Genomic DNA, 25,476 nt, shown 5'->3' on the forward strand with positions numbered 1-25,476 from the left:
AGGTGGGAACCACCCGATCCCATGCCGAACTCGGAAGTGAAACCACCCCGCGCCGATGGTAGTGTGGAGCTTCTCCATGCGAGAGTAGGTCATCGTCAGGCATCTATACCAAGGCCCCGATCATGCGATCGGGGCCTTTTTTTTGTGGCTGAACTATAGGGCCGTGCGTAAAGCTTCATGGCCATTTGTAAAGCTTTAAGAAAGCTCAGGTCCCGAAATCACTGTCTGTATATAGCCCCCTCAGGTCAGAGAACGTCTGTTCATATACATTGATAAACAGGGGCGATCACTCTAGGCTTGGCAAGCTTAAAAAACGGTTATTCGATCAAAGGTAATGTATGCCAAACACAAGTCCGAGCGAGCTCCTTTTTTACTGTCGACCCGGTTTCGAGACCGACCTGGTTAATGAGCTTGTAGACAAGTTCGAGCATTCGGAATGTGCTTGGCATCCGGTGGCTACGCCTCAAAGCGGTTATGTGCGAATGGTCATCGACAATGACCTGGTCGCAAATGACGTTCATAAAGAAGTGCAGTTATCGTCTTTGGTATTCGCCCGCCAAATGCTTGTTGCCTTTGAGCCCATTGTTCTTGACCGCAACGACCGCATTACCGCAATTATTGATCAGATTGTCGCTGCGGGCTGGAGTTTCGAAGAGCTCTGGCAGGAATCTCCGGATACCAATGATGGCAAAGGGCTGGCCGGGCTTAAAAAGTCTTTGCAACGGCCCTTGGAGAGCACCTTGAAAAAGCGCCAGGCTCTTCGAAGAAAGGCCGGTAAGCGTCGATTGCATCTATTCTGGTCTTCCGGCGATACGGTGCAGGTCGCAATGAGCTTTCCGCAAAACCGCAGTGAGTGGCCAAACGGCATCAAACATTTGCGATCCCCATCGCGTGCGCCGAGTCGTTCAACGCTTAAACTCGAGGAAGCCTGGCACACCTTTATTCCGAGCGACAAATGGGAGCGACGGCTCAACGCCGGGATGCAAGGTGCCGATCTAGGTGCAGCGCCAGGTGGCTGGACTTATCAGCTTGTACAGCAGGGCATGTATGTTTATGCGATCGACAACGGACCCATGAGCGAGGAGCTCATGCGAACCGGTCAGATAGAGCATTTGCGAGAGGATGGATTTACGTGGTCACCGCCTTACCCTTTGGACTGGCTTGTATGCGATATCGTTGATCGGCCCATCCGTGTTTCAGAGATGGTTGAGCGATGGCTGGTCAATCGATGGTGCCGGCACGCGATATTCAACCTAAAATTGCCCATGAAAAAGCGATGGCAAGAAGTGAAGCGCTGCCTCGAATACCTAGAGCAACGACTAAGCGATGAAAACATCGAACATGAGTGTCTCGCTCGTCATCTCTATCATGATCGTGAAGAGATCACCGTCTATATACGACTAAAAGAGTGACAGGTGAGTCAAGTATCGACGCACGATTAAAAGGAGACTGATATGTCTGGTGAGCCCTTAAAGGCAGATGGCATACTGGATACGACAGGACTGTACTGCCCTGAGCCGATCATGATGATGCATACACGTGTCGCGGATATGGCTAGTGGCGATATTCTGCACGTAGTTGCAACCGACCCGGCAACTCAGCGCGACATCCCGCAGTTCTGCCATTACCTGGGTCATGAGCTGATCCAACAGGATACCCTGTCGGATAGCTTCAACTACTTCATACGTATCAACCGTTAGTGCACACGCTTCACTGAAAGATTGCTTCGATTTGCTCACGCGCAAGGGATGCATGGCGTGTGACCTGGGCTTGCATATGAGCCACTGTGCGCTCGAAGTTACCTTCGAGCGTTTCCACGCGATTAAGTGTTTCTCCTTGAATGAATTCCTGCATGCTCAAGGAGAGCGCGTTCAGTTCCATATCGTTCAAGATGCCCTGGCTTTTATGCTCATAGGCAATGACCAATGCTGGAGTACCGTAGCGCATTGAGATAATGCCGCTATGAAGGCGAGTCGCAATAGTGAAACGGCACTGCGCCAGCACACCACCAAGCTGAAGATCACTCAGCTCATCGAAAATGACATGGCAAGCATGCGGATGTCGCATTTTCTTGCGGATATTGTGCAGCGTGACACGATCATCTCGGTGATAACCATTAAGTCCGGTACACGTCGATACACCTATAATCACGTACCCCTGATCAATCAGTGTGTCACACGTAGAGGCCATCTGAGTTTCATATTCCTCCTGAGTGACGCCGAGAGTTCGATCGAACGGGGCAAGGCGACGTGCGGTAATCGCAACAAGTGGTTTCCTTTCAGGATTGAGCGCGCTGATGTCGTAATGTTGAGCCTCTGGAAGCAGCCAGGCTGTGTCTGCACCGTGCTGGACGTTATCAAGACGAATGTCGGCGTCACTTAGAATTTGGTCACTAACGTGTTCGCGAAGATAAACGACCTCGGGGTAGGGCAGCAGCTTCTGACATAATTCACGAAATTTCTGATGTTCAAACGGTCCCACGCTGTGTCCGATCAGATAGACCGGCTTTTGGGCCATTTTGGCGCCGAAAATGATGTCGAGCTGTGTGAACCCATACGCATCGACAATGAACGAGCCGCCTACCTGAATAATGTAATCGTATTTTTCCAGCGCATCGATGGCGTCATTATAGGGTTTAGGAAGACGCTTTCGTGTCTGTTCGATGCCCCAGTTTTTAGTGCTTGAAAGGTACATGATGCCGTTGAGGTATCTCGGCATTACCTTGCGTTTGTAAAAAGGCACTTGAAGCGTTTTTTGACGCGCCTCCTCAAACATGTCTGGTATAACCGGCACGTTGACTTCCGAGAGCACGATTTCCGTGCTGAGCGGATCTCGCGAAGCAATTTCCACGTTGAACTTGTTAAGGTCCAGTACCTCGACCAACCCTCTCAAAATGGCAGCGTCACCTCGGTTCGAGCAGGAGTGGTTTCCGATCAGTAGAATATTCTTGGTGGGCATAGATAACCAGTATCAATGGGTAAAAGGGGATAGTAGTAAAAACCAATGGCACTCAGTGTAGGTTATTGTGCTCAAACTAATACTTGAGTAAGTATTTATAACCATTTTTTTAAGTTTCTAGTTTTACTTAAAACATTCGCTTCACGTAAAAAAGCAGCGCCATGCGCTGCTTTTTTACGTGAAGCGAATGTATGTTTTTGCCCGATCATGGGGTTCAAGTGCCGGTATGTACCATGATTGCTAGAGCGTTCATGGTGTCCGGGTCCTGTTCCTTGATGCGGTTGGCAATCGTTCTCTGAAAGAAATAAATCATCTCGTGGCGGCTTTTACCGGGGTAAAGGCAGTCGTCACCCATAAGGATTGGAGTGTGTTGCACGGCCTCATCATCGACAAGAAGTGCTTCGATACTGCCGTCATTATAAAGCTGCCAGCCGTAAACCTGTTTGAGCTGCCAGGGCCCATCGCTTTCGTCCACGCAAAGCGCATGGGTTCCCTGAGTGTCGGGCAGGCTCTGAAGGAGGGTTTTTTCGTTGGTAGGCTCGTAATCGAAGTAGGCCGCCGAGTGCTCGAGCTCCATTTGCTTGTGGGACGGCGCGACGTCGAAAACGTCATCGGTTTCAGGGTCGCGATAGCCAAGGAAAACGCCATGCTCTGGGTCGTCTATGGTTTCGCAATCCACCAATGAATCGAGCCAGGGGACGACGCCGACAACATCGCCATTTGATTTCATGGCCCACCCAAGAATTGGCATGGCATAGGCAGCATCGGGGTCCGAGGCAACCTGATAGACCATTTGAAGGCCGTCGAGCTCGGGTGCCAATCGAACGATGTGGTGCTGAGCTTTGTACCGCTCACGCATTTCACTGAGGTCGATCACCTTGGCAGGCTGACGTTGCATGATTGCGCCCATAATGCCTCCTTATCGACTTGTTTTCCTTACAGCGATGCTGCTGTGAAAAGGTCCTTAACGCGTGGCTCTCTTCAATTAGTAGCACAACTTCTCTCGAAGGTTAATCACCCCTCGATCAGACCAGATCGATCAAAGCGTTCATACAATGAATAATCGGCAAATACAGCGATTATTTAGACATTACCTTGAGACGGCTGCGCGCGCACGATGCTTTAGGCGAACACCGAGCATGAGCGCCGCGGCCGAAAGCCCGATTATCAAGCCTGTCCAGTATCCGTAGACGCCTAGACCGAAGGTTTCACTCAGTACCACGCCACTGCCCAGACCAATCATCCAGTAGGCGATCAGGGTGCACCCCATTATGACGCGGGTATCCTTATAACCTCGAAGCGCTCCGGCCATGCTGACCTGTAGCACATCAGAAACCTGATAGACGATTGCGATCAGAATCAGGGAGGAGGCGAGTGCTTGAACGGACTCGTTGCCGGTATAGAGCTCAGGCAACTGGTGGCGACCGAGCCACAGAATTACATCGTTGAGCAGGGCCGATAACAGCGAAATCGCAATGCCATTGTAGGCGACGAAACGCGCACGCTCAGGGGTATTCTCCCCCAGCGCCTGCCCGACTCGCACCGTCAAGGCCATGCCGATCGACAGCGGCAGCATGAACAGCAACGAGGTCACGTTCAAGGCAATCTGGTGCGCCGAGACCACGATTTCACCCATGCCGGCGATAAGCAGTGCGATCAATGTAAACAGTGTCGTTTCGGTAAAGATTGCCACCCCGATCGGTACGCCAATATGCGCAAGCTCGCCCAGGCGCTTTATATCCGGTCGAGGCATGCCGAGCCCCTGTTTCACGAAGCGGTATGCAGAGGCTCGCCGGCAATAGGCGTACATTCCGCCATACATGACCCACATCGAGATGGCTGTTGCGATACCGCATCCCAGGGCGCCGAGTGCCGGGAGGCCGATTGCCTCGCCAAGCCACGCCATGCCAAGCGCTTGCCCCACGGCGTCTGAGCCAAAGATGAGCAACGCGTTGGCGGGAATATTGACAGCAAGCCCCAATAGACTGAACAGGAGCGCCGGTCGTGAATGGTTGAGTCCATCAGAATAGGCACGAAGGGCTTGATAGAGGGCAAGTCCTGGTAAGCCGAACGCAAGTGCCCGTAGGTAGTCCGTCGAAAGCCTGGCCACCTCTTGAGGCACGTCCATCCAACCAAAGATTCGCTCGGGCAGCAGTGTAAGAAGAAGTACGCCGAGCCCGCCCATGAACAGCGCAAGCCACAGGCTCTGGCCCTTGTAGTTCGAGACGTCTGAATGGCGCTTGCCACCGACACAGTGGGCGACAATCGGCGTCAGCCCCATCAGCGTACCGGTAATAAGCAGAATCAAGGGCACCCACAGGCTGGTGCCAACCGATACCGCGGCCAGGTCCGAGGCACTCTTGTGCCCCGACATCATGACATCCACGGTACCCATGGCGGCCTGGGCGAGCTGGGCGCCAAAAATGGGGATGGTCAATCGAATCAGCGGGCGCGCCTCATATAGGCTGCGCCGAATCAAGGTCGGCATTGAAGATCACGCATTGCAAAAAAGAAGGCGGAGCGCACAATAGCGCCGTATCAATCCGCGAGTATAGCGAAAGAGTGCGTTAGTTCATGAAACACGACCCGACTGAGTTGATGGCCCTGTTCGATGGCCTGTTCGCAGACACCTTTCAGACTCGGCTGGTCTTTGGCGCGGATGAGCCGCTGTACCTGCCGGCCAACACGAGCTGCACGTATCATCGGATCATGTTTGCCCACGGCTACTTTTCCAGTGCACTTCACGAGATCAGTCACTGGTGCATTGCCGGCGCCGAGCGACGACTGAAGGAGGATTACGGCTACTGGTACATACCAGATGGTCGGGACGCATCCCAGCAACACGCCTTTGAACAGGTCGAAGTCGCGCCTCAGGCGCTTGAATCCCTGCTGTGCGCTGCCTGCGACCATCCCTTTAACGTAAGCGTCGATAACCTCGATGGCGACGCCGAGATCGACCGCTACGCGTTCGAGGCCAAGGTGCGCGCTCGAGCCGAGCGCTATCTGCATGAGGGGCTAGCCCCGCGCCCGCGGGCGCTGTGTAATGCGCTTACGGCGCTCTATCAGCAGCAGACCCCGCTTGACCAGGCGATTGAACATGGTCGCGCGGCGCTATTCTCGATTCAGAGCTGATCTATTCCCGGTTCAGGCCTGATCCTCTGCCTCACTTTGTGCCCGCATGTGCAGCGTCAGCATGACCTGCAGCTCGTCCTCGGGCTTGAACGGCTCAAGGCCAAGTTCATTGAAGAGGTCGTTGCGCTGGCGATGCCACTCACCAAGCGTCAGGTGCTCGTATAGGCTGTCGGCCGGGGCAAGCTGAATGAACGGATCCATCCCGTATTCATCAAATAGCCACGACAGCGCCTGTTCGTCATCGACCAGACCGTTACTGTAGAGCGTTTCGTTGTAGTGATCTTCTTCAAGCTCACGCAGCACATCGATCGGGCTGACCCCCATCATGTTCAGCTCGTCTTCGGTGTAGTCGCCAAGTGAGGCGTCGCTTCGTTGAAGCCAATCCGGATCGGGTTGAATGAGGGTGTGCTTGAGCTGGCCATCGGGCAATGTCCAGGCGATGGCGACCGGCAGGTCCTCATCACCGACTTCGATGGCAATAAATCCAGGCAGATCGGCCATGGTTACGCGTCCTCGGTCAGGGGCAGATTGAAAAAGCGGCGAGCGGTTTCCGTGCTCGATACGCTGAGCTCATGCTCGCGTTCGCCTCGGTAATGGGCGATCTCGCGCACGATCCAGGGTAATAGCGCCGGTTCGTGACGACGTCCCTTGAGCTTTGCCGGCAAATTTCGCGGCAGCAGATACGGGCAATCGGTTTCCACCATTAATCGATTCGCCGGAATGTCTCGAACCAGTGAGCGCAGGTGGTGCCCCCGACGTTCATCGCACAGCCAGCCGGTCAACCCGATGTGCAGATCAAGATCCAGATAGCCGTAAAGCGTTTCCTTCTCACCGGTAAAGCAGTGAATGACGGCGTCGCCAATATCATCGCGCCACTGCTTGATCATATCGAGCATGTCGACGCCGGCGTCCCGCTCGTGCAGAAACAGCGGCTTTTGCGTACGTGCAGCAAGTTCGAGCTGTGCTTCGAAGGCCCGTTTCTGATCGGTTCTGCTCGAAAAGTCGCGGTTGTAATCCAGGCCGCACTCGCCAATGGCTTTGACGCGTTGGTGCTGGGCAGCGCTTGCCATCCAGTCGGCAAAGGCCGGGGTCCAGTCGCTTGCGTGATGGGGGTGAAGACCTGCTGTGGTGTGAAGGGTCACGAGAGCGTCGCGTTCGCAAAGCGTAAGGGCTGCCTCGATGGCAGCGCGCTCCGTGCCGGTCAAAATAAGTGTGGTGACATTGGCCGAGCGAGCACGTTCGAGCACGGCATCCAGATCGGCTGCAAAGCTCTCATGGGTCAGGTTGGCACCGATATCGACCAGCGGCGCGGGCGCGGTAAAGGTTAGGGCGTCCGGTAACATGACGGTCCTTTAGGAAATCGGAAGCGAATTTGAGGTCGTGCATTGTAACGGCCCCGAAAACCCCCGGCTATGCGTTACACTAGCGCGCTGACATTTTCTGCGGGAGGCGGCACATGACGCTGCTGCGACTGGAACAACTTCATCTGGCCTACGGCACGCACGTGCTGTTGGATGGCGCCGAACTCACGATTGAGAAGGGCGAGCGACTGGCGCTGGTCGGGCGCAACGGCGCGGGTAAATCGACGCTCTTGTCGTTGGTCTCTGGCAAGGTCGACCCGGACTCCGGCACGATCTGGCGCGCGCCGGGCCTTCGTATCGGAGTACTCGAGCAGGATCTGCCCGACGCCGAAGGGCGTCGAATTTTCGATGTGGTGGCCGAAGGACTGCCAGACGTCGGTGCTTTGCTTGCGGAGTACGATCAGCTCGTTGCCTCGCCAGACCCGGACATGACGCGGCTTTCGAGCCTTCAAACCGAGCTCGAGGCTCGTGATGGCTGGTCCTATCATCAGCGCATCGATACGGTACTCACCCGGCTCGGGCTTCCAGCTGACGAGTCCATGAGCAAACTCTCCGGTGGCTGGCGCCGGCGCGTGGCGCTGGCGCGGGCACTGGTGACCGACCCTGATGTACTGCTGCTCGATGAGCCGACCAACCATCTGGATCTGGACACCATTCTCTGGCTCGAGGAGCAGCTTCTTCAGTTTAACGGCGCGGTACTGTTCATTACCCACGACCGGGCCTTTTTGAAAAAGCTGGCTACGCACATTCTCGAACTCGACCGCGGGCGCCTTGGGCGCTACCCCGGCGATTACGACAAGTATCAGCAACAGAAAAACGCTGAGCTTGACGCTGAAGCGCGCGAACGGCGCGAATTCGACAAGAAGCTGGCCCAGGAAGAAAAGTGGATACGCCAGGGCATCAAGGCACGCCGCACCCGCAACGAAGGCCGCGTGCGCGCTCTTGAAAGCATGCGTGCCCAGCACGCCGAGCGCCGTCATCAGACCGGCAACGCCCGTCTTAACGTCGATAACGCCGACCGAAGCGGCAAGCGTGTGGTCGAGCTCGAGCACGTCAGTCAGTATTTCGGAAGTGAGGCTGTACTCAAGGACGTCTCGCTCGAAGTCCAGCGCGGTGACCGCATCGGGTTTATCGGTCGAAACGGCGCCGGCAAGACCACGCTTTTGAAGATCATGCTTGGCGAGCAGGCACCGAGCGAGGGCCAGGTTCGTATGGGCACCAATTTGCAGGTGGCCTATTTCGATCAGCTTCGCGCGGGGCTTGAGCCTGAAAAGACCGTGTATGACAACGTCGCTCAGGGGCGCGATCGCGTGACGGTCGGCGGCAAGGACCGCCACGTCATCAGTTATCTGCAGGATTTTCTGTTCACCCCCGAGCGAGCGCGTCAGCCGGTCAAGGCGCTCTCCGGCGGGGAGTCGAACCGGCTGCTGCTGGCGAAGCTCTTCACTCAGCCGGCCAACGTGCTGGTGATGGATGAGCCGACCAACGATCTGGACGTTGAAACGCTCGAGCTTCTGGAAGAACTGCTGATGCAGTTCGAGGGCACGCTGCTTCTGGTCAGTCACGACCGAGACTTTCTGGACAACGTTGTGACAAGCGTCATTGCCTTTGAGGGCGAGGGGCAGGTCCGTGAATATGTGGGGGGCTATCACGACTGGGTGCGCCAGGGCGGCACGCTTCCTCCAGCGCCGTGGGACAAGGGGGCTGAACCGACGGCAAGGTCTGACGCCAAAAAAGCGGCCAAGACACCGGCGGACACGGCAGCACCTGCGGCCAAAGCCAAGCCGAAGAAGTTGTCCTACAAACTGCAACGAGAGCTTGATGAGCTTCCGGCGCGGATCGAAACACTCGAGGCCAGCGTGGCCGAGCTAGAGGCAACGATTTCCGACCCTGATTTCTACGGTCAGGACGCGAGCACGGTCTCAGAAACCCTTGAGGCGCTTGGCAAGACTCAAGGCGAGCTGGATGAGGCGATGGAGCGTTGGATGGAGCTTGAAGCCCAGCAAAACGACTGAGGTTAATGCTGCCTCGCCCTGTATCGGTTGTGGGCGAGGCAGCGACACTCAGTTTGTGCGATTACTCGGCGGCGGTCTTGTCGTTGCCGACGCGTACTGCCAACACATCGCACTCCGCACCGTGGAGCACGCCGGTTGAGGTCGAGCCGAGCAGCAGAGCGAACCCATGACGCCCATGCGAGCCGACCACGATCAGATCGACCTGGCGCTCCTTGGCAAAGCGCTGGATTTCGGAGTCGGGCATGCCGACCACGACATGTTGATCGGCGGCGCTGATGCCATGGGGTGTGGCGATGTCACTCAAGCGCTCGCGCGCGTGCCCATCAAGCTGTTCCTGAATGCTGGTCAAATCCATCGGGATATCCCCGCCGTAGGCAAACCCCAATGGCTCCAGTGTGTGCATGATCGAGATCTTGGCCCCGTTTCGCTCAGCGATCGGCAAGGCGCGTTTGAGCACCAGGTGTGAATCCTTGGTGAGATCGACCGCGACCAGGATATGGCGGTATTCGTTGCTCATGGCGTGTCCTCATGGCCGTAAAAAGAGAATCGGTTCTACTTTAGAACGCGCCATTACCATACACAATCGCATTTGACGCGTTACTTTGGCGCAGTGCGATAACTCAAGCAGAGAGAGTCATGACCGTTTTCTGGATTATTGCCGGATTGATTTTCGTGGCGTTGGCACCGGTGATCAGTCTGAATCCCTCACGGCGACAGCGTCAGATGGTGGCGCTCAGAGACCGGGCGCGCGTGTTGGGGTTTCGAGTGGAGCTGAATCCGCCGGGCCGCCCGCATGCGTCCGAGCGAGATGTGTTGGCGTATCGGTTGATGTATCTGGGTATTCGTCAGGGGCCTGCGTTTCGCTGGACGCCTGATGGGGGCCTCATGGAGGAGGACGGCGCGCTTGATTCGGATCAGCGGGCCTTGTTGGATCGGGTCATCGATGCATTGCCTCAGGATACGCTCTTGCTCACCTCGGGCACGGCCACACTGACACTTTGGTGGCAAGAGCGAGATGAACTCGAGCGTTTCGAAGCGGTCGCTCAGCGGCTACTTGAGTTGCGCCAGGCCATCGCCCCTTATGAGGAGACCTGCTGAGGCTCATCGGCGTCGCAGGTCGATCCCTGTTCGGCGCATAGAAGCTTTTGACCGTTTTTCTCGATGGCATCGAGAATGCTGTCAAACTGATCGAGCGTCTCCTGGTCGAGCCCTGCGAGCATTTCAACGCGCGCCTGTTGTACTACCGACTCAATCTGCTTGAGCAGTGGCATGGCGTTCGGCGTGAGATACACCAGTTTTGTTCGGCGGTCGCTTTCGCTTGGACGGCGCTCGATCAGTGACTGCTGCGTCAGTTGGTCAAGCGTGCGGACCAGCGAGGGCGCCTCGACGCCGATCGCCTTGGCAAGCTCGCACTGAGGCAGCCCTTCACCGTAATGCGACAGATGATAAAGCGTGGTCCAGCGTGTCTGTGTCAGACCCAGAGGCGCAAGGCGCTCATCGATGATGGCGCGCCAGAGCCTTGGAATACGGGTCAGTTTGAGGCAAAGAGTCTCATTCATTTAAAAGATACGTCAGAGTGGTGTGTTCAAAGATTGTCCGAATCTGGTCTTGCTTATGCAAGCGTAATCTTGTGGCAAGCCGTGAATGAGCGCTCCCTAGTCGGTATTGAGCCACCCGATGCCCGGGGTGTGGCGCTGTTCGCCATCAGCGCGCTCGGCACTTGAGGCATCGTCATTGACTTCAAAGCGAATCACGCCGATCCGCTGTCCTGTGGCGGTCATGACATCGACCTGCCAGCGCCCGGTGGAATCTTCCGGAAAATGCAGCTTGTGAGACCAGGCTCGATAGCCGTCGGCGCCGGTTCCACGGATGGTCAGCTTGATGCGGTCAACGACTTTGCCATCATGGCGCCAGACGTGATAGATCGTCTCGTTCAAGCCCCGTGGCGCGTGCACCGAGGTGTACGCATACAGTCCATTCGACTTAAGCGCAGCGTTGGTCAGCGCGATATTGCCCATTGGGGCACGCTCGGCGCGATTGAACGCAGGCGACAGCGCGCTGCTTGTGATCCAAAGCGTTGCGGGTGGAATCCAGGTGCGCCCCATCCAGGCCGCACCGCTTAGCGCGACGGCAAGCCCAATCATTGCAAGCCAGTCCAGTACCCCTCGTCCCTGAAACAGTGTCATTAGACTCGGAAGGCTCAGGATGGGGACCGCAAGCGTTGCCATCAAAAAGCTTTGGCCGGTCGTTACATGCAATAAAAGCGGCGCCGACACCAGAATCAACACGAACGCGCACAGGCCGTGAAAAGCGAAATAGAGCCAGCGTACCCGCTCGGCGAGCTTGAAGTAGAGCGGGTCGATCACGGAAAGCAGCGCGCAGCCAACCAGAATGACCGCGAACAGCGCCTGTCCAGTTCCCCAGGCGGTGGTGACCAGAATGAAGGGCAGGCAGAAACAGAGTGTTTCCTGATGCGTCAGTTGGGTGACAAAGGTCGCGACCAGTCGAGGAAGCCGGGATTTCGCCCGATGCTGGCGCAGGCTGCTCCAGACGTTTTCGCCGATCAAAAGAACCCAGGTGCCAAGAAGTGCCACCGCCAGAAAGCCCCCGAGCGATTGCTGCCTCGTGACCAGAAAAAAGCTGATGACGCCGCTTGCGAAGCTGACGACCGGCCACAGATAGTGATAGCGCTGAAGGCGGTCCATCCAGGCCTTGAGCCAGCCGGGAAGAGCGAGTTCGTTAACCATGAGCTAAAGTAGGCCCTTGAGTCGGTGGGGTGAATGATCTTGATACGTGATACATCGGTATAGATGACCCTGTGCTTGACCATGGTCTTAGACCAAGGTTCATCTTGGCCGACTTGACCCGTTGCTCGCACTCGCCGACGATAAGGATTCAAACACTCGTTTAAATTGGCGGCTGCGGTCACACATCGCCTCTATCACTCAGGACTCTATCACTCAGGAGTAGTGCTCATGCTCTACCAGGGACAGACCTTAAGCGTCGAGATGGATGAGAATCGATTGGCGTGGCTGGTCTTCGACGCCAGCCAAGGCTCCGTCAATACGCTTTCCCAGAACGTTGTGGGCGAGCTCGATGAGGCCATGACCGCATTGGAGAGTCAAACGGAGTGTCAGGGCCTGGTCTTTTCGAGCGCTAAAAAGGCGTTCATTGTCGGTGCCGACATCAGGGAATTCCACGGTGTCTTCGCTGGCGGCTCTCACGCCATTCAAACCATGTGCGAGCGTGTGCATGCGCTGTTCAATCGCATCGAGGATCTCCCGTTTCCGACCGTCGCAGCCATCAATGGCATGGCGCTGGGCGGCGGGCTCGAGCTCGCGCTGACCTGTGATTTTCGCGTACTGGATAAATCGTGCCGTGTCGGGCTTCCGGAAACCAAGCTCGGGATCATCCCCGGATGGGGCGGCTGCGTTCGACTGCCCCGGTTGATTGGCGCCGACAATGCGCTCGAATGGATCGCAGGCGGCGGCCAGCATCCGGCCGATGAGGCGCTCAAGGTCGGTCTTGCCGATGCGGTGCTCGAGGGTGAGCGTTTAACAGAAGCCGCGCGCGATATCCTCGCTCGCGCTGGAAAGGGTGAGTTCGACTGGCAGGCGCGCCGTGCGCTCAAGACTGAGCCTTTGATGCTCAATAGCGTCGATCAGATGATGGTGTTCGAAACGGCCAAGGGCTATATCGCCTCCAAGGCGGGCAAGCATTATCCAGCGCCGGTGCGGGCGGTCGAGGTCGTTCAGAAGGGGGCCGGCGAGACTCGCCTGCGGGCGCAGGCCATCGAGACCAGTACGTTTGCGGCGCTGGCGCAGACCTCGGTGTGTTATCAGCTGGTTGGCCTCTTCGAAAGCGATCAGTTCGTCAAGAAACAAGCCGGGCGCTACGAGAAACAGGGGCGTGAAATAACACTCAGCGGCGTGCTTGGCGCTGGCATCATGGGCGGCGGCATCGCCTATCAAAGCGCCTACAAAGGCACTCCGATTCTGATGAAAGACATCAACAACGAGGCGATCGAGCTTGGGCTCAAGGAAGCGCGCAAGCTAGTGGGTAAGCAGGTCTCGCGCGAAAAGCTGACCGCCGAGGAGGGCGCCAGCGTGCTCGGACGCATTCGACCGACGCTTTCCTACGGGGATTTCGAGCATGTGGACGTAATTGTTGAAGCCGTGGTCGAAAACCAGAAGGTCAAGAGCACGGTGCTTTCGGAGGTGGAACAGTCGCTCGATGACCGCGCCATCCTTTGCTCGAACACGTCGACGATTTCGATCGATACGCTGGCTGACGCATTAAAGCGCCCTGAAAATTTCTGCGGCATGCACTTCTTCAATCCCGTACACCGGATGCCGCTGGTGGAAGTGATTCGTGGCAGCCGCTCAAGCGATGAAACCATCGGGACCGTAGTGGCCTACGCACGCCACATGGGCAAGACGCCGATTGTGGTCAACGATTGCCCCGGATTTCTGGTCAACCGGGTGCTGTTCCCCTACCTGCAAGGCTTCGAGTTCCTGCTGCGTGAAGGCGTCGATATGGTGCGCATCGATAAGGTGATGGAGGGCTTCGGATGGCCGATGGGCCCGGCGTATCTTCTGGACGTCGTCGGACTCGATACTGCCGATCATGCCGCCCAGGTGCTGGCTGAAGGCTATCCCGATCGCATGAAAATCGAAGGCAAGACCGCCATCGAGAAGCTGCTTGATGAGGATCGAAAAGGTCAGAAGAACGGGCTTGGGTTCTACAAGTACAGCGAGGACAAGAAGGGCAAGCCGCGTAAGGAGTCAGACGACACCGTGGCCCGCCTGCTCGAGGGCCACGCCGAGCGCCACACCGACATCGACGACGACACTCTGATTGCCATGCTCATGACGCCTCTGTGTCTTGAAACCGTGCGTGCGCTGGAAGAAAACATCGTGGGCTCCCCCCAGGAGGCCGACATGGCGTTGATCTACGGCATCGGATTCCCGCCGTTTAGAGGCGGCGCGCTTCGCTACATTGACCAGGTCGGCGTCAAGGCGTTTGTCGATCAGGCAACCGAACTCGCTCAGCGCTATGGCGCGCTGTACGCGCCGACGCCCAAACTGCTGGCGCGCGCCAACGAACAGACGCCTTTTTATGACACCGCCGAGGAGACCGCCTGATGCGCTACCATGATGATGATGTCGTAGTTGTCGATGCGCTGAGAACGGCCATGGCCAAGGCCCGCGACGGCGCATTTCGTAATGTACGCGCCGAGAACCTTTCGGCCTCGGTAATGACCGCGCTTCTTGAACGGCACGAGGCGTTTGACCCGGCGTTGATCGACGATGTGATCTGGGGCTGCGTCAACCAGACCCTCGAGCAAGGGTTCAACGTGGCGCGCAATGCCGCGCTTATGACCCGAATTCCTCCGGCGGTGCCTGCGCAAACGGTCAACCGCCTCTGCGGGTCGTCGATGACCGCGCTGCACTCGGCGTTTGCCAACATCAAGGCGGGGCTTGGCGATCACTACCTCGTTGGCGGTGTTGAACACATGGGGCATCTTGAGATGACCCATGGCGTGGATGTCAATCCGGCGGTAAGTCGTCACACGGCCAAGGCGGCCATGATGATGGGGCTGACCGCCGAACTGCTTGGGAAACTCAATAACGTCAGCCGGGCCCAGCAGGACGCCTTCGGCGTTCGCTCCCATGAGCGGGCCGCCGCTGCGCGCCGCGACGGGCATTTCGATCGCGAGATCATCGGTGTCGACGGTCACGACGCTGACGGCTTTCGAGTCCGCGTCGACCGTGATGAGGTCATTCGAGAGGATGCCAATATCGAGGACATGGCCAAGCTCAAGCCGGCCTTTGATCCCAAAAACGGCACCGTCACGGCAGGGACCTCGTCGGCGCTGTCGGTCGGGGCCGCAGGGCTTCTGGTCATGCGGTACTCGAAGGCGCATGAGCTGGGTCTTGAACCGTTGGCCCGGGTGATTTCGGTCGGTGTAGCCGGCTGTGACGCCTCGGTCATGGGCTTTGGGCCGGTGCCTGCCACACAGAATGCCCTCAAGGCCGCCGGGCTCGGCATGCGCGACATCGATGTGGTCGAGCTTAACGAGGCCTTTGCCGCCCAGGCCATTCCAGTGCTGCAGTCACTCGATCTGGAAAGCGTGATCGATGACAAGGTGAACCTCTTTGGCGGAGCGATCGCGCTCGGCCATCCGCTTGGCTGTTCCGGGGCGAGAATCTGCACCACGCTTATGAACGTCATGCAGCACAAACAGGCAACGCTTGGCCTTGCCACCATGTGCATTGGTATGGGGCAGGGCGTGGCGACCATTTTTGAGCGCCCCTGAGCTTAATCAAGCCGCGTCACAAAAAAGCCCGCATTGCGGGCTTTTTTTAGGTCGATGGGGTGGGTTTCGACGTGGCGCGCGCACTCAAGGCTGCGATGGACAGCACGAAGGTGGTCAGTGCAGCGATCAGTCGGTACTCGTTGCGTTCGCGCCAGAGTGCGCGAATGTCGACCCAGTCGCCCGGCATCGCGATCGGGTTCCACGCCTGAATATCGTGGTTGATCGGTACCATCATCAACTTGGTGTAGGCAACGATGCCGCCGAGATAAACGATCAGGGCCAGAATCGTCATAACAAACGACGGGCTTCGCCAGCGCTTGATGTCGAACGCCGCGCTCAGTGCAAGAAATGCCGCGCCGCCAAAAAACATGAAGAGAAAAAACGGGTTTCGAAGATCATGGGTAATCTCGGCCTGAACGGTGCCGTAGATGTCAGCGCCCATGTTCATCATGGCGGGTTGGAGGGTTACCCAGTGCATGGCGAAGTAGCCGGTGATCAGCCCGGTCGTCATGACCGCGAGCATCAAGGGCAGGTTGTCGGCGAAGGTATAGCCCGCGCGTGAAGACATGCGTGTTCCCTGAATCGAAAATGAATTGTCGGTGTGGGGCAATCAAACCATAAAGTGGGGGGCGGGTGTAGGTTCGTTTTGAATTTGCCATGAAAAAGCCCGGCATGTGCCGGGCCTTGAGTACAAATGCGTCGTTAAATGGGCTTAGAACCACATTTCCATCTGGGTGCCAAAGCTCCACTCGCCGCCAGTGTAGCCGTTGGTGCCGAGTGACTTAACATCGTTGTTGCCGGAGGCGTAGTTGTTGAGGTCGCTGTCCCAGTCGGCGTAGGTGGCGAACAGACGAATTTCGGGCCGGACCCAGAATCCGCCAACCTGCGGCTTGAACGTTGGTGCGATGGTGAACTTGGTGTAGTCGCCATCGACCGAGTTGAAGCTGTTGTAGCCCTGCGGATCAAGATCCATGGTCTGCCAGCTCACCTCGTACTGCATCTCGAAGTTCTCGGACAGCTCGTTGGCCACGCGGGCGTTGAGCGTCAGCCACTTGTAGCTGTCGCCGCTGACGTAGCGGTCCTTGCTGTGTTCGGCCAGAAGTGAGGGCGCGAAACGCCAGCTGGGCGTCAGGTAGGTCGTGCCGTATACGGCAAGGCGCACAGACTCGGCGTCTTCGGTCAGATTGCCGTCAGAGCCCAGACTCTTGACCTCGGCACCAAGGCCTTGTCCGTAAAGAACCGCAGCCTTGTAGGTGCCGTCACGAAGGCCGAAGAAGCTCTCGCCGTGGTAGGCCACCATGGTGTGAGCACCGTGCTCGGCCAGGTCGGCCCGTGGGTCGGGCGGAAGCATCCCCGGGTCTAGCTCACGGTCGTCGTTGTTCTTGGCCGACAGCCCATTGAGCATCCACTGCCAGTTACCGATGCGGTTGTTGAGGGTGAAGATGTAGCTCTCGACCTCATCGCCAAATCCCTCGTCACCGATGTAGCCATAATCGCGGCCATAGATGGAAACGTTGCTGGTCCAGTCGTCGGCGACCTGAATGTCGTAGAGACCGGCACCGGTACCTGCAAGGAAGACGACGTCGCTGTCGAGCCAGTGGATGTCGAAGTTGTCGCGGTCAAAGCGCTTACCGGCCCAGATCGAGGCGTTTTCGAGCGGCCCGCCGAAATCGGGAAGGCTTCCGAACTCGGCAAAGATCTGGCGCACGTTGAGGCTACTGTCCCCACCGGTCCAGTCATTACTGCTTTCAACGCCGTCGGCCAGCATGATCTTGTAAAGCGAGGTCGAGCCGTTCTCGTACTCGGCGCGGTGCTCGAGCACGATTTCTGCGTAGTTGTCATCTTCGTTGCCAAGACGGCCAACCGCGCCGCCAACCGAGCCTGCCGGTGTGATGTACGGACCGCCTTCGGTACCGGTCAGCTCGTCATCGAACAAAAGCCCTGCGCGCGCGTAGCCGTTGAGCGTCAGACCGAGCTTCTTGTCCGCATTGCCTTCAAGCTTCGCCACGCGTTGTTCCATGCTCGGCGCATCGCCGGCCGGGCCGACGCTCGGCGCGGAGGGGGCGCTGCTGTCGCCGAGACTTCGTGTCTTGGAAGTGGTGGTTTGCTGTGAGGCCGTCAATTGTTCGACGGTGGCTTCGGCTTTCTGGGCGCGGGCTTCGGCGGCTGCGACGCGGGCTTCGAGCGCAGCGAGTCTATCCTCGATGGAGGCATCGGTGCCCGCTGCGGCGTACACGGTGGTGGTGCCGAGCGAGAGCGCTACGGCAAGCGCGATCGGCGTGCGAGTCGGTTTCTTGGCCATTTTGGAGTGTTCCCTGACATTTTTATTGGCGATTTTTGAACAGTTATCGCTTGGTAACACGATTCCGCAACTTAATCGTTTAAGCCCTTAAAAACTACCTAGCCAATAGTCGATAGGCCTTAGGGATGAGCGCCCAATGTCTAATGGATTTAGCGATGTGTGGTCCTTATGTTGATCGAACTTAATCGATTAAGAAGTGCAGTTTTTCTTGGAACAGTACTTAACGTGAGGGGATGCCCCATGAAGCTCAAGTTGATGACCGCCGGTGTACTTCTGGCGATGGCAAGCCCGGCGATGGCCGCCGAACTAACGATTTCCTGCGGCGCCGTCGGCGCGGAGCTGACCCTGTGCAAGGACGGCGTCAAGCAGTGGGAAGACAAGACCGGACATACGGTCAACGTTGTGTCGACGCCCAACTCGTCCACCGAGCGGCTTTCTCTGTATCAACAGATTCTGAACGCGCATTCCAGTGACATCGACATCATGCAGATCGATATCGTCTGGCCCGGCATGCTGGCCCCGCATCTGCTCGACCTGAACAAGTACTTGCCAAAGTCCGCCACAGAGGGCGTATTTCAACCGCTGATCGACAGCACCAACGTCGAGGGCCGTCAGGTCGCGATTCCCTGGTTCACCGACGCAGGCGTTTTGTTCTATCGAAAGGATCTGCTCGAAAAATACGACGCCGAGGTGCCGGAGACCTGGGGCGAGCTGACCGACACGGCCGATAAAATTCAAAAGGCTGAGCGCAAGGCCGGAAACGACGATTTCTGGGGTTACGTTTTCCAGGGCCGCGCGTATGAAGGGCTGACGGTCAATGCGCTTGAGTGGCTTGCAAGTTTCAATGGGGGAACCATCGTTGATGATCAGGGCGACATTACCGTCGATTCTCCCGAGGCCGCCAAGGCATTGACGATGGCCCATGGGTGGGTCGACACCATTTCACCGCCGGGCGTACTCAATTACACCGAAGAAGAAGCGCGAGGCGTATTTCAGTCCGGTCACGCGGTGTTCATGCGCAACTGGCCCTACGCGTGGTCTCTGGCTCAGGCCGACAGCAGCGACATCAAGGATAAGGTCGGTGTGACCCAGCTGCCCAAGGGGGGCAGTGACGGTCAACACGCCGCCGGGCTCGGCGGGTGGAACCTGGCGGTCTCGCGCTACAGTGACAACCCCGAACTTGCCGCGGACCTGGTCGCGTTTCTAACCAGCCCGGAAGAGCAGAAGCGCCGCGCGCTCGAGGGCGCCTACAACCCGACCATCGCCTCGCTTTACAAGGATCAGGAGATCCTGGACGCCACGCCGTTTTTCGGCACGCTCTACGAGACGTTTACCTCTGCCGTCGCTCGACCGTCTGCCGTGACCGGTGACAATTATCCCCGTGTCTCGAACGCGTTCTTCAATACCGTACACGAAGTGCTTTCAGGCTCGGTCACTGCCAAAGAGGGGCTTTCGTCGCTCGAAGGTGAGCTGAAGCGGATCAAGCGTCGTCACTGGTAAGCGCTAAGCAAAGGACGTGTCATGACTGTTCACGAAACGACAACAGCCACCGCCGGGCCAAAGAAGGCCCGGCAGGATGCACGCGGCACCAAGGTGCGCCGGCGCCGGGTGAGGGCGGCCTGGCTGTTTTTGACCCCGATGCTGGTGGTGCTTGCGCTGGTTGCCGGCTGGCCACTTCTTCGAACCATCTGGTTCAGCTTTACCGACGCAAGCCTCAGCCAGATGGGCAGTGCCAACTTCATTGGTGTCGAAAACTATCTGGTCTACGACGAGGGCTGGTACGGCCTGCTTGCTGACCCGCTCTGGTGGCAATCGGTCTGGAATACGCTCTTTTTCACGGTTATATCGGTCGGACTTGAAACCGTATTGGGCGTCATCGTTGCGCTGGTGCTGAACGCGAAGTTTCGTGGCCGCATGGTGGTTCGGGCCGCAATGCTGATTCCCTGGGCAATTCCAACCATTGTCTCGGCCAAGATGTGGGCCTGGATGCTCAACGACCAGTTCGGCATTCTCAATCACATGCTGATGGGGCTTGGCATTATCTCGGCGCCGCTTGCCTGGACCGCCGATGCCGATCTCTCCATGTGGGCGGTGATCATCGTTGACGTGTGGAAGGCTACTCCGTTTGTTGCCCTTTTGGTGTTGGCGGCCCTTCAGATGCTGCCGTCGGACTGCTACGAGGCGGCGCGTGTCGATGGCATTTCACCGGTTCGGGTCTTTTTCAAGGTCACGCTGCCCTTGATCGCACCGGCATTGATGGTCGCGGTCATTTTCCGCGCGCTCGATGCGCTTCGCGTGTTCGATGTGATCTACGTGCTGACCTCGAACGCCTCGTCGACCATGACAATGTCGATCTACGCGCGTCAGCAGTTGGTCGAGTTTCAGGACGTCGGCTACGGCAGTGCGGCCTCGACGCTTTTGTTCCTGATCATCGCGCTGTTCACGATCGTCTATCTCTACCTCGGTCGTCGGCAACTGGGAGGTGACCAATGACGCTTACGCACTTGAAGCGCGCCGTATTGAAGCTCGGATTCTGGCTGATGGTCATTGCCCTGGTCGTATACGCCACCTTTCCGTTCTATTACGCGGTAGTGACCTCGCTCAAGCCGTCGAGCGAAATGTTTCAGGTCGGCTACTGGGTCGATTCCGTCGACTGGTCGAACTACGTGGCGGTGCTGTCTCAGGACTCATTCGTACAAAGCATCATCAACTCCGTGATCGTTGCCTTCAGCGTGGTCGCGATCGCGTTGTTGCTGGGGTTAACGGCGGCCTACGCGCTTGGGCGGGTCCGTTTCAAGGGCCGCACTCGGGTGATGATGCTGGTGCTCGGGGTCTCCATGTTCCCGCAGGTGGCGGTGCTTTCGGGGCTCTTTGAGGTCATTCGCGTGCTCGATCTGTACAACTCGCCGGGCGGGCTGATTCTGAGCTACACCATTTTCACACTGCCGTTCACGGTGTGGGTGCTGACCACGTTCATGCGCCAACTGCCCGATGAACTCGAAGAGGCCGCCATCATGGACGGCGCCTCGCCCTGGGTCACCCTGACCAAGGTTTTCATGCCGCTTCTGTGGCCCGCGATGGCCACGACCGGTCTTCTGGCGTTCATCGCCGCCTGGAACGAATTCCTGTTCGCCCTGACGTTCACACTGACCGACTCCGAGCGCACCGTGCCGGTGGCCATCGCCCTGATTTCAGGCGGCAGCCAGTATGAGCTGCCCTGGGGACCGATCATGGCGGCCTCGGTCATTGTCACGGTCCCGCTGGTGATTCTGGTGCTGATCTTCCAGCGCCGCATCGTCTCCGGTCTGACCGCCGGCGCCGTCAAGGGATGAACATGCACACCGACAGACAAGGAGCATCTATGGCCAGCGTTCAACTGGAGCGGGTCAGCAAGCGGTTCGGCAGTACCCACGTTATCGACGAGGTGTCGCTGTCCATCGATCACGGCGAATTCGTGGTGTTCGTCGGCCCCTCGGGCTGCGGCAAATCCACGCTCTTGCGCCTCATCGCCGGGCTTGAATCGATCAGTGACGGTGATCTGATGATCGGCGGCAAACGCGTCAACGAGCTGTCGCCGCAGGAGCGGGGCGTCGGTATGGTGTTTCAGTCCTACGCGCTGTACCCGCACATGAGCGTCTATGAAAACATGGCGTTCGGTCTCAAGCTCGGCAAGGCCTCAAGCGAAAGCGTGGCCGAGCGGGTGAACGAGACCGCCCGTATTCTTCAGCTTGAAGCGCTGCTCGAACGCAAGCCCAAGGCCCTCTCGGGCGGGCAGCGTCAGCGCGTGGCAATGGGGCGGGCGATTGCCCGCGAGCCGGACATTCTGCTGTTCGATGAGCCGCTCTCCAACCTCGACGCCTCGCTTCGCGTTCAGATGCGCAACGAGATCGCGCGTTTGCACGGACGCCTGGGCTCAACCATGGTGTACGTCACTCACGATCAGGTCGAGGCCATGACGCTTGCCGACAAGATCGTGGTGCTGAACAAGGGCCATATCGAGCAGGTCGGCTCCCCGCGCACGCTGTATGAACGCCCGGCGTCGAAGTTCGTGGCGAGTTTCATCGGCTCGCCGTCGATGAACTTCCTCGAAGGAACCTGCCGGTCTACCGATGCCCGTGAAACACGCGTCGAGCTCAAGGCGCTCGGCGAGGTGGTGCTGCCGTACGGCGTCGACTCAAACGCCGTGGGCAGCCCGATTACGCTTGGCATTCGCCCGGAGCATCTGACGCCGGTACAGGCAACGGGCAGCGACGCCTTTGAGGTCATCAACGTCGAGTACCTTGGCAACGAGTCCTGTGTGTACGTTGATAGCGACGCGGAAGCGTTTCTGACGTGCCGGGTCGAGGCCGACACCCCAATTGCCCGTAATGACACGGTTTCGCTGCGCATCGATACCGCTCAGGCGCACCTGTTCGATGAGCACGGCCAGGCGCTTGCCCGGGCTCAAGACAGCGCCTTATAAACATGCGATCAAATGAAAAGGAGTAGGGCCACCGGGTCGACCGGCGCGGTGGCCGAGGTTCCTTTTTACAAACGGCTCAAAGGCGGTTTTCAAGACGGTTTCAAAGATACTTTTTAAGACAGTTTCAAAGACAGTTTCAAAGATGGTTTCAACGACGGTTCAAGGAGACAGCAATGAGTGCGCAGGCATGGTGGCGCGATGCGGTGATCTATCAGATTTATCCGCGAAGCTTCAAGGACAACAACGGCGATGGCATCGGTGATCTGCCGGGTGTGACGTCAAAGCTCGACTATCTGGCAGAGCTTGGTGTCGATGCTCTGTGGCTGTCGCCGTTCTATCGCTCGCCGCAGGCCGATGCGGGCTATGACGTCGCCGATTATCGCGACGTCGACCCCTTGTTCGGAACGCTTGCCGATTTCGATGCGATGCTGGAAGGCGCCCACGCGCGCGGTCTCAAGATCATCGTCGATCTGGTGCCCAACCACACCTCCGATGAGCACGTCTGGTTCAAGGCCGCGCTCAACGCAGACCCCGAAAGCCCCGAGCGTGACCGCTACATGTTCCGCACCGGCAAGGGTGAACACGCGGAGCGTCCGCCCAACAACTGGCAGAGCGTGTTCGGCGGCCCGGCCTGGACCCGTGTCGAGGGCGAGGATCAATGGTATCTTCACCTCTTTGACAGCAAACAGCCGGATTTGAACTGGGAAAACCCGGAGGTGCGCGCCGAGTTCGAAGACGTGCTGCGCTTCTGGCTGGACCGGGGCGTCGACGGCTTCCGGGTCGATGTCGCTCACGGCATGATCAAGGCGGAAGGGCTGCCCGATTTCGGCCAGAGCCAGTGCATGATCGAGGGGGGCAACGTCGGTCCGATGTGGGATCAGGACGGCGTCCATGAGATTTATCGTGCCTGGCGCCGGGTGCTCGATGAGTACGACGGTGACCGGATGATGGTGGCCGAGGCCTGGGTGCAGCCGCAGGAGCGTCTGGCGCGTTACGTTCGCCCCGATGAGATGCAGCAGGCGTTCAACTTCGACTACCTGCTGGCGCGTTGGAACGCCGACGCGCTCAAGAGCGTGATCGACACCTCCATCATGCACTCCGACAGCGTGGGTGCGGTGCCGACCTGGGTGATGTCGAACCACGACGGTGTACGGCATTCTTCCCGCTTGGGGCTTTCTGATCCGGGCCGTCGGCCCAACGGCCTGACCGCCCACGACGAACAGCCCGATGAAGCGCTTGGCCTTCGTCGCGCTCGCGCGCTGATCATGCTGACGCTTGCGCTGCCGGGCTCGGCGTATGTGTATCAGGGGGAAGAGCTTGGCCTGCCGGACCACACCACCATGGACGCCAAGTACCGTCAGGATCCGACGTTTCATCGCACCAATGGCGAAGAGACCGGGCGCGATGGCTGTCGAGTGCCGCTGCCCTGGAACGCGAGTCAGCCTGCGTTCGGCTTTGGCGGTGAACAGACCTGGCTCCCGCAGCCAGAGAACTACGCCCGCTACGCGGTGGACGCTCAGCTCGACCAGAGCGACTCGACGCTTGCCTTGTATCGTACGCTTTTGGCGCAGCGCGCCGAGCACGCACTTGGCCGTGGTCGTATCGTCTGGAACGAGACCGGGCGGTCTGATGTGCTGTCCCTGACCAATGGCGCCATAACGGTGGTGCTCAATCTGAGCGACCGTGACGTTGAGCGGCCCGAGGGCGACGTGATCGTCGAAAGTATCCCGGGCATTGGCAATGGGCAGGTAGTGCCGGCCAACAGCGCCGTCTGGCTTGGCTGCTGACGGCTTTTTAAGCGAAGAGGCTGACCCGGCGCCCAGATTCGTTTGATCATCGAGGAAGGATGGTGTGAAAAAGCGTGAAACAGGCGCGTCGGGTCAGTCGCTGACGCTCAAGGAAGTCGCCGAACATTTGGGCGTGTCGACGGCAACGGTCTCCAATGCCTTCAACCGCCCGGATCAGTTATCGAAAACGCGCCGGCAGGAGATTCTGGCGGCGGCGAAAGCACTTGGCTATCGTGGCCCGGACAGCCGTGCTCGTAGCCTTCGAACCGGCCATAGCCGAATCATCGGTGTCATGCTCTGGGATACCCTGAGTTTCAGTTTGAGCGACAGCGTCGCAAGCGAATTGCTGTCCGGGATTTCCGAAGTGCTCGATGAGCACGACTACCGCATGCTGCTGTTGCCCCAGTCGACCCGACCGGCGCAACGGGAAAACTTCAACGGCGTCGCCGATGGTTACCTGGTGTACGGCACCATGCCCGATGGCACCACCGAGCGGTTGCAGCAGGGCGAGTTCAGCCCGGCCGTGACCATCGACAAGACCTACGGCAATTACCCGACGATTTGCATCGACGACCGCGCAGCCAGTCGCGGCGTCGCCGAGCTGGCGCTTGCCAAGGGCGAACGACGCCCGGCCATTGTTGCCCTTCGAATGACGCTCGATGCCCCTCCAGGCCCGTTCAAGCGACAGGCGCGTCCGCGTCAGTTCAATGCCATGGCACAGGCTCGACTGGGCGGGTTTGATGATGCCCTGACAGCGGCCGGCATCGAGCCTTCATCGGTGCCGATCTGGAACGTCGATGGCAATACTTTCAATCAGGCGGTGCCTGTGATCGAGGCGCTTCTTGACGGTTCAACCGCAGACACGCTGCTGTGCATGTCCGATCAGCTGGCGCTGGCGGCGCTGGCGGTTGCCGAGCAGCGTGGACTTGACGTACCGGGGGCGCTTGCGATCACGGGATTTGATGGTGCGCCTGAGGGCCAGCAGCGCCGGCCGATGCTCACGACCGTTTATCAGGATAACCGGGCAAAAGGGCGATTGGCTGCGCGGATGATTCTCGATCAGATCACTGAGCACGACGCGACGCTTCCCACCTGGCTGATTCATGGTGATACCTGTTGAGCAACCGGCGGTTCGAGTAA

General features: G+C 58.3%; 23 protein-coding genes and 1 rRNA gene. 14 read left to right on the forward strand and 10 right to left on the reverse strand.

The genetic code is table 11. The features are described 5' to 3' along the window. The 3 genes from rrf to tusA all read left to right on the forward strand — a co-directional run. A 5S ribosomal RNA gene (gene rrf, locus NAT49_RS00005) occupies positions 1-101 on the forward strand; the annotation flags it as partial. A gap of 237 nt (positions 102-338) precedes the next feature. Further along, on the forward strand, positions 339-1,412 hold the full coding sequence (gene rlmM / locus NAT49_RS00010) for a 23S rRNA (cytidine(2498)-2'-O)-methyltransferase RlmM (RefSeq protein ID WP_251589374.1): 1,074 nt from the start codon (positions 339-341) through the stop codon (positions 1,410-1,412). A 42-nt stretch (positions 1,413-1,454) separates the two neighbouring features. Continuing rightward, complete coding sequence (tusA, locus tag NAT49_RS00015) at positions 1,455-1,700, forward strand: sulfurtransferase TusA (protein WP_251589375.1); 246 nt, start codon at positions 1,455-1,457, stop codon at positions 1,698-1,700. Positions 1,701-1,710: 10 nt separating this feature from the next. Here tusA and NAT49_RS00020 read toward each other — a convergent pair whose 3' ends face one another. The 3 genes from NAT49_RS00020 to NAT49_RS00030 all read right to left on the reverse strand — a co-directional run bounded on the left by NAT49_RS00020 (position 1,711) and on the right by NAT49_RS00030 (position 5,446). Next, on the reverse strand, positions 1,711-2,958 hold the full coding sequence (locus tag NAT49_RS00020; RefSeq protein ID WP_251589377.1) for a polysaccharide pyruvyl transferase family protein: 1,248 nt from the start codon (positions 2,956-2,958) through the stop codon (positions 1,711-1,713). Between the two features lie 214 nt (positions 2,959-3,172). Next, entirely contained in the window at positions 3,173-3,868 is a 696-nt protein-coding gene (locus tag NAT49_RS00025) for a hypothetical protein (protein WP_251589379.1), read from the reverse strand. Positions 3,869-4,048: 180 nt separating this feature from the next. Next, complete coding sequence (locus tag NAT49_RS00030) at positions 4,049-5,446, reverse strand: MATE family efflux transporter (protein ID WP_251589381.1); 1,398 nt, start codon at positions 5,444-5,446, stop codon at positions 4,049-4,051. A gap of 86 nt (positions 5,447-5,532) precedes the next feature. Between NAT49_RS00030 and NAT49_RS00035 the strand changes: the two genes are divergently transcribed. After that, entirely contained in the window at positions 5,533-6,090 is a 558-nt protein-coding gene (locus NAT49_RS00035; protein WP_251589383.1) for an elongation factor P hydroxylase, read from the forward strand. A 12-nt stretch (positions 6,091-6,102) separates the two neighbouring features. Here the strand turns inward: NAT49_RS00035 and NAT49_RS00040 are convergent, their stop codons facing one another. Together NAT49_RS00040 and NAT49_RS00045 are read right to left on the reverse strand one after the other, a co-directional pair. Next, positions 6,103-6,591, reverse strand: a complete 489-nt coding sequence (locus NAT49_RS00040) for a hypothetical protein (protein ID WP_251589385.1) — start codon at positions 6,589-6,591, stop codon at positions 6,103-6,105. Between the two features lie 2 nt (positions 6,592-6,593). Continuing rightward, positions 6,594-7,433 carry a TatD family hydrolase gene (locus NAT49_RS00045; RefSeq protein ID WP_251589387.1) on the reverse strand — a complete coding sequence of 280 codons (840 nt, stop codon included), beginning with the start codon at positions 7,431-7,433 and terminating at the stop codon, positions 6,594-6,596. A gap of 113 nt (positions 7,434-7,546) precedes the next feature. Between NAT49_RS00045 and NAT49_RS00050 the strand changes: the two genes are divergently transcribed. Beyond that, a complete protein-coding gene (locus NAT49_RS00050) occupies positions 7,547-9,466 on the forward strand; it encodes an ATP-binding cassette domain-containing protein (RefSeq protein ID WP_251589388.1) in 1,920 nt (639 codons plus the stop codon). Between the two features lie 61 nt (positions 9,467-9,527). Here NAT49_RS00050 and NAT49_RS00055 read toward each other — a convergent pair whose 3' ends face one another. Continuing rightward, on the reverse strand, positions 9,528-9,983 hold the full coding sequence (locus NAT49_RS00055) for a universal stress protein (protein WP_251589389.1): 456 nt from the start codon (positions 9,981-9,983) through the stop codon (positions 9,528-9,530). A 119-nt stretch (positions 9,984-10,102) separates the two neighbouring features. Between NAT49_RS00055 and NAT49_RS00060 the strand changes: the two genes are divergently transcribed. Next, positions 10,103-10,564 carry a hypothetical protein gene (locus NAT49_RS00060; RefSeq protein ID WP_251589390.1) on the forward strand — a complete coding sequence of 154 codons (462 nt, stop codon included), beginning with the start codon at positions 10,103-10,105 and terminating at the stop codon, positions 10,562-10,564. Here NAT49_RS00060 and slyA read toward each other — a convergent pair. Together slyA and NAT49_RS00070 are read right to left on the reverse strand one after the other, a co-directional pair. Then, on the reverse strand, positions 10,546-11,025 hold the full coding sequence (slyA, locus tag NAT49_RS00065; RefSeq protein ID WP_251589391.1) for a transcriptional regulator SlyA: 480 nt from the start codon (positions 11,023-11,025) through the stop codon (positions 10,546-10,548). The two genes, NAT49_RS00060 and slyA, sit on opposite strands and share 19 nt — an antisense overlap. 96 nt (positions 11,026-11,121) lie before the next feature. Further along, positions 11,122-12,213 carry a DUF5924 family protein gene (locus NAT49_RS00070; RefSeq protein ID WP_251589392.1) on the reverse strand — a complete coding sequence of 364 codons (1,092 nt, stop codon included), beginning with the start codon at positions 12,211-12,213 and terminating at the stop codon, positions 11,122-11,124. Between the two features lie 228 nt (positions 12,214-12,441). On the opposite strand from NAT49_RS00070, the gene fadB reads away from it, so the two are divergent. Together fadB and fadA are read left to right on the forward strand one after the other, a co-directional pair. Continuing rightward, entirely contained in the window at positions 12,442-14,610 is a 2,169-nt protein-coding gene (gene fadB, locus NAT49_RS00075; protein ID WP_251589393.1) for a fatty acid oxidation complex subunit alpha FadB, read from the forward strand. Then, positions 14,610-15,785: an acetyl-CoA C-acyltransferase FadA gene (fadA, locus tag NAT49_RS00080; protein WP_251589395.1), complete on the forward strand. Its 1,176-nt coding sequence runs from the start codon at positions 14,610-14,612 to the stop codon at positions 15,783-15,785. The genes fadB and fadA overlap by 1 nt, the downstream gene beginning before the upstream one ends. 46 nt (positions 15,786-15,831) lie before the next feature. Here the strand turns inward: fadA and NAT49_RS00085 are convergent, their stop codons facing one another. After that, entirely contained in the window at positions 15,832-16,353 is a 522-nt protein-coding gene (locus NAT49_RS00085) for an anthrone oxygenase family protein (protein WP_251589397.1), read from the reverse strand. A gap of 144 nt (positions 16,354-16,497) precedes the next feature. Further along, positions 16,498-18,087: a carbohydrate porin gene (locus NAT49_RS00090; RefSeq protein ID WP_251589399.1), complete on the reverse strand. Its 1,590-nt coding sequence runs from the start codon at positions 18,085-18,087 to the stop codon at positions 16,498-16,500. A 240-nt stretch (positions 18,088-18,327) separates the two neighbouring features. On the opposite strand from NAT49_RS00090, the gene NAT49_RS00095 reads away from it, so the two are divergent. From NAT49_RS00095 to NAT49_RS00120, 6 genes are all read left to right on the forward strand, one after another. After that, positions 18,328-19,587 carry an ABC transporter substrate-binding protein gene (locus NAT49_RS00095; RefSeq protein ID WP_251589400.1) on the forward strand — a complete coding sequence of 420 codons (1,260 nt, stop codon included), beginning with the start codon at positions 18,328-18,330 and terminating at the stop codon, positions 19,585-19,587. Between the two features lie 21 nt (positions 19,588-19,608). After that, on the forward strand, positions 19,609-20,580 hold the full coding sequence (locus NAT49_RS00100; protein ID WP_251589402.1) for a carbohydrate ABC transporter permease: 972 nt from the start codon (positions 19,609-19,611) through the stop codon (positions 20,578-20,580). 47 nt (positions 20,581-20,627) lie between these two features. Next, on the forward strand, positions 20,628-21,419 hold the full coding sequence (locus tag NAT49_RS00105) for a carbohydrate ABC transporter permease (RefSeq protein ID WP_374708797.1): 792 nt from the start codon (positions 20,628-20,630) through the stop codon (positions 21,417-21,419). Positions 21,420-21,448: 29 nt separating this feature from the next. Continuing rightward, entirely contained in the window at positions 21,449-22,549 is a 1,101-nt protein-coding gene (locus tag NAT49_RS00110) for an ABC transporter ATP-binding protein (RefSeq protein ID WP_251589406.1), read from the forward strand. A gap of 173 nt (positions 22,550-22,722) precedes the next feature. Beyond that, complete coding sequence (locus tag NAT49_RS00115; protein ID WP_251589408.1) at positions 22,723-24,336, forward strand: glycoside hydrolase family 13 protein; 1,614 nt, start codon at positions 22,723-22,725, stop codon at positions 24,334-24,336. A 64-nt stretch (positions 24,337-24,400) separates the two neighbouring features. Further along, positions 24,401-25,456 carry a LacI family DNA-binding transcriptional regulator gene (locus tag NAT49_RS00120; RefSeq protein WP_251589410.1) on the forward strand — a complete coding sequence of 352 codons (1,056 nt, stop codon included), beginning with the start codon at positions 24,401-24,403 and terminating at the stop codon, positions 25,454-25,456. Positions 25,457-25,476 lie beyond the last annotated feature (20 nt).

It is taken from the genome of Larsenimonas suaedae (genome assembly GCF_023712105.1).
GTDB lineage: Bacteria > Pseudomonadota > Gammaproteobacteria > Pseudomonadales > Halomonadaceae > Larsenimonas > Larsenimonas suaedae.

Excerpts from the sequence above, each read along its gene's own strand:
- rlmM (WP_251589374.1), top strand. The coding sequence starts at position 339 with ATGCCAAACACAAGTCCGAGCGAGCTCCTTTTTTACTGTCGACCCGGT.
- tusA (WP_251589375.1), top strand. The coding sequence starts at position 1,455 with ATGTCTGGTGAGCCCTTAAAGGCAGATGGCATACTGGATACGACAGGA.
- NAT49_RS00020 (WP_251589377.1), bottom strand. The coding sequence starts at position 2,958 with ATGCCCACCAAGAATATTCTACTGATCGGAAACCACTCCTGCTCGAAC.
- NAT49_RS00025 (WP_251589379.1), bottom strand. The coding sequence starts at position 3,868 with ATGGGCGCAATCATGCAACGTCAGCCTGCCAAGGTGATCGACCTCAGT.
- NAT49_RS00030 (WP_251589381.1), bottom strand. The coding sequence starts at position 5,446 with ATGCCGACCTTGATTCGGCGCAGCCTATATGAGGCGCGCCCGCTGATT.
- NAT49_RS00035 (WP_251589383.1), top strand. The coding sequence starts at position 5,533 with ATGAAACACGACCCGACTGAGTTGATGGCCCTGTTCGATGGCCTGTTC.
- NAT49_RS00040 (WP_251589385.1), bottom strand. The coding sequence starts at position 6,591 with ATGGCCGATCTGCCTGGATTTATTGCCATCGAAGTCGGTGATGAGGAC.
- NAT49_RS00045 (WP_251589387.1), bottom strand. The coding sequence starts at position 7,433 with ATGTTACCGGACGCCCTAACCTTTACCGCGCCCGCGCCGCTGGTCGAT.
- NAT49_RS00050 (WP_251589388.1), top strand. The coding sequence starts at position 7,547 with ATGACGCTGCTGCGACTGGAACAACTTCATCTGGCCTACGGCACGCAC.
- NAT49_RS00055 (WP_251589389.1), bottom strand. The coding sequence starts at position 9,983 with ATGAGCAACGAATACCGCCATATCCTGGTCGCGGTCGATCTCACCAAG.
- NAT49_RS00060 (WP_251589390.1), top strand. The coding sequence starts at position 10,103 with ATGACCGTTTTCTGGATTATTGCCGGATTGATTTTCGTGGCGTTGGCA.
- slyA (WP_251589391.1), bottom strand. The coding sequence starts at position 11,025 with ATGAATGAGACTCTTTGCCTCAAACTGACCCGTATTCCAAGGCTCTGG.
- NAT49_RS00070 (WP_251589392.1), bottom strand. The coding sequence starts at position 12,213 with ATGGTTAACGAACTCGCTCTTCCCGGCTGGCTCAAGGCCTGGATGGAC.
- fadB (WP_251589393.1), top strand. The coding sequence starts at position 12,442 with ATGCTCTACCAGGGACAGACCTTAAGCGTCGAGATGGATGAGAATCGA.
- fadA (WP_251589395.1), top strand. The coding sequence starts at position 14,610 with ATGCGCTACCATGATGATGATGTCGTAGTTGTCGATGCGCTGAGAACG.
- NAT49_RS00085 (WP_251589397.1), bottom strand. The coding sequence starts at position 16,353 with ATGTCTTCACGCGCGGGCTATACCTTCGCCGACAACCTGCCCTTGATG.
- NAT49_RS00090 (WP_251589399.1), bottom strand. The coding sequence starts at position 18,087 with ATGGCCAAGAAACCGACTCGCACGCCGATCGCGCTTGCCGTAGCGCTC.
- NAT49_RS00095 (WP_251589400.1), top strand. The coding sequence starts at position 18,328 with ATGAAGCTCAAGTTGATGACCGCCGGTGTACTTCTGGCGATGGCAAGC.
- NAT49_RS00100 (WP_251589402.1), top strand. The coding sequence starts at position 19,609 with ATGACTGTTCACGAAACGACAACAGCCACCGCCGGGCCAAAGAAGGCC.
- NAT49_RS00105 (WP_374708797.1), top strand. The coding sequence starts at position 20,628 with ATGGTCATTGCCCTGGTCGTATACGCCACCTTTCCGTTCTATTACGCG.
- NAT49_RS00110 (WP_251589406.1), top strand. The coding sequence starts at position 21,449 with ATGGCCAGCGTTCAACTGGAGCGGGTCAGCAAGCGGTTCGGCAGTACC.
- NAT49_RS00115 (WP_251589408.1), top strand. The coding sequence starts at position 22,723 with ATGAGTGCGCAGGCATGGTGGCGCGATGCGGTGATCTATCAGATTTAT.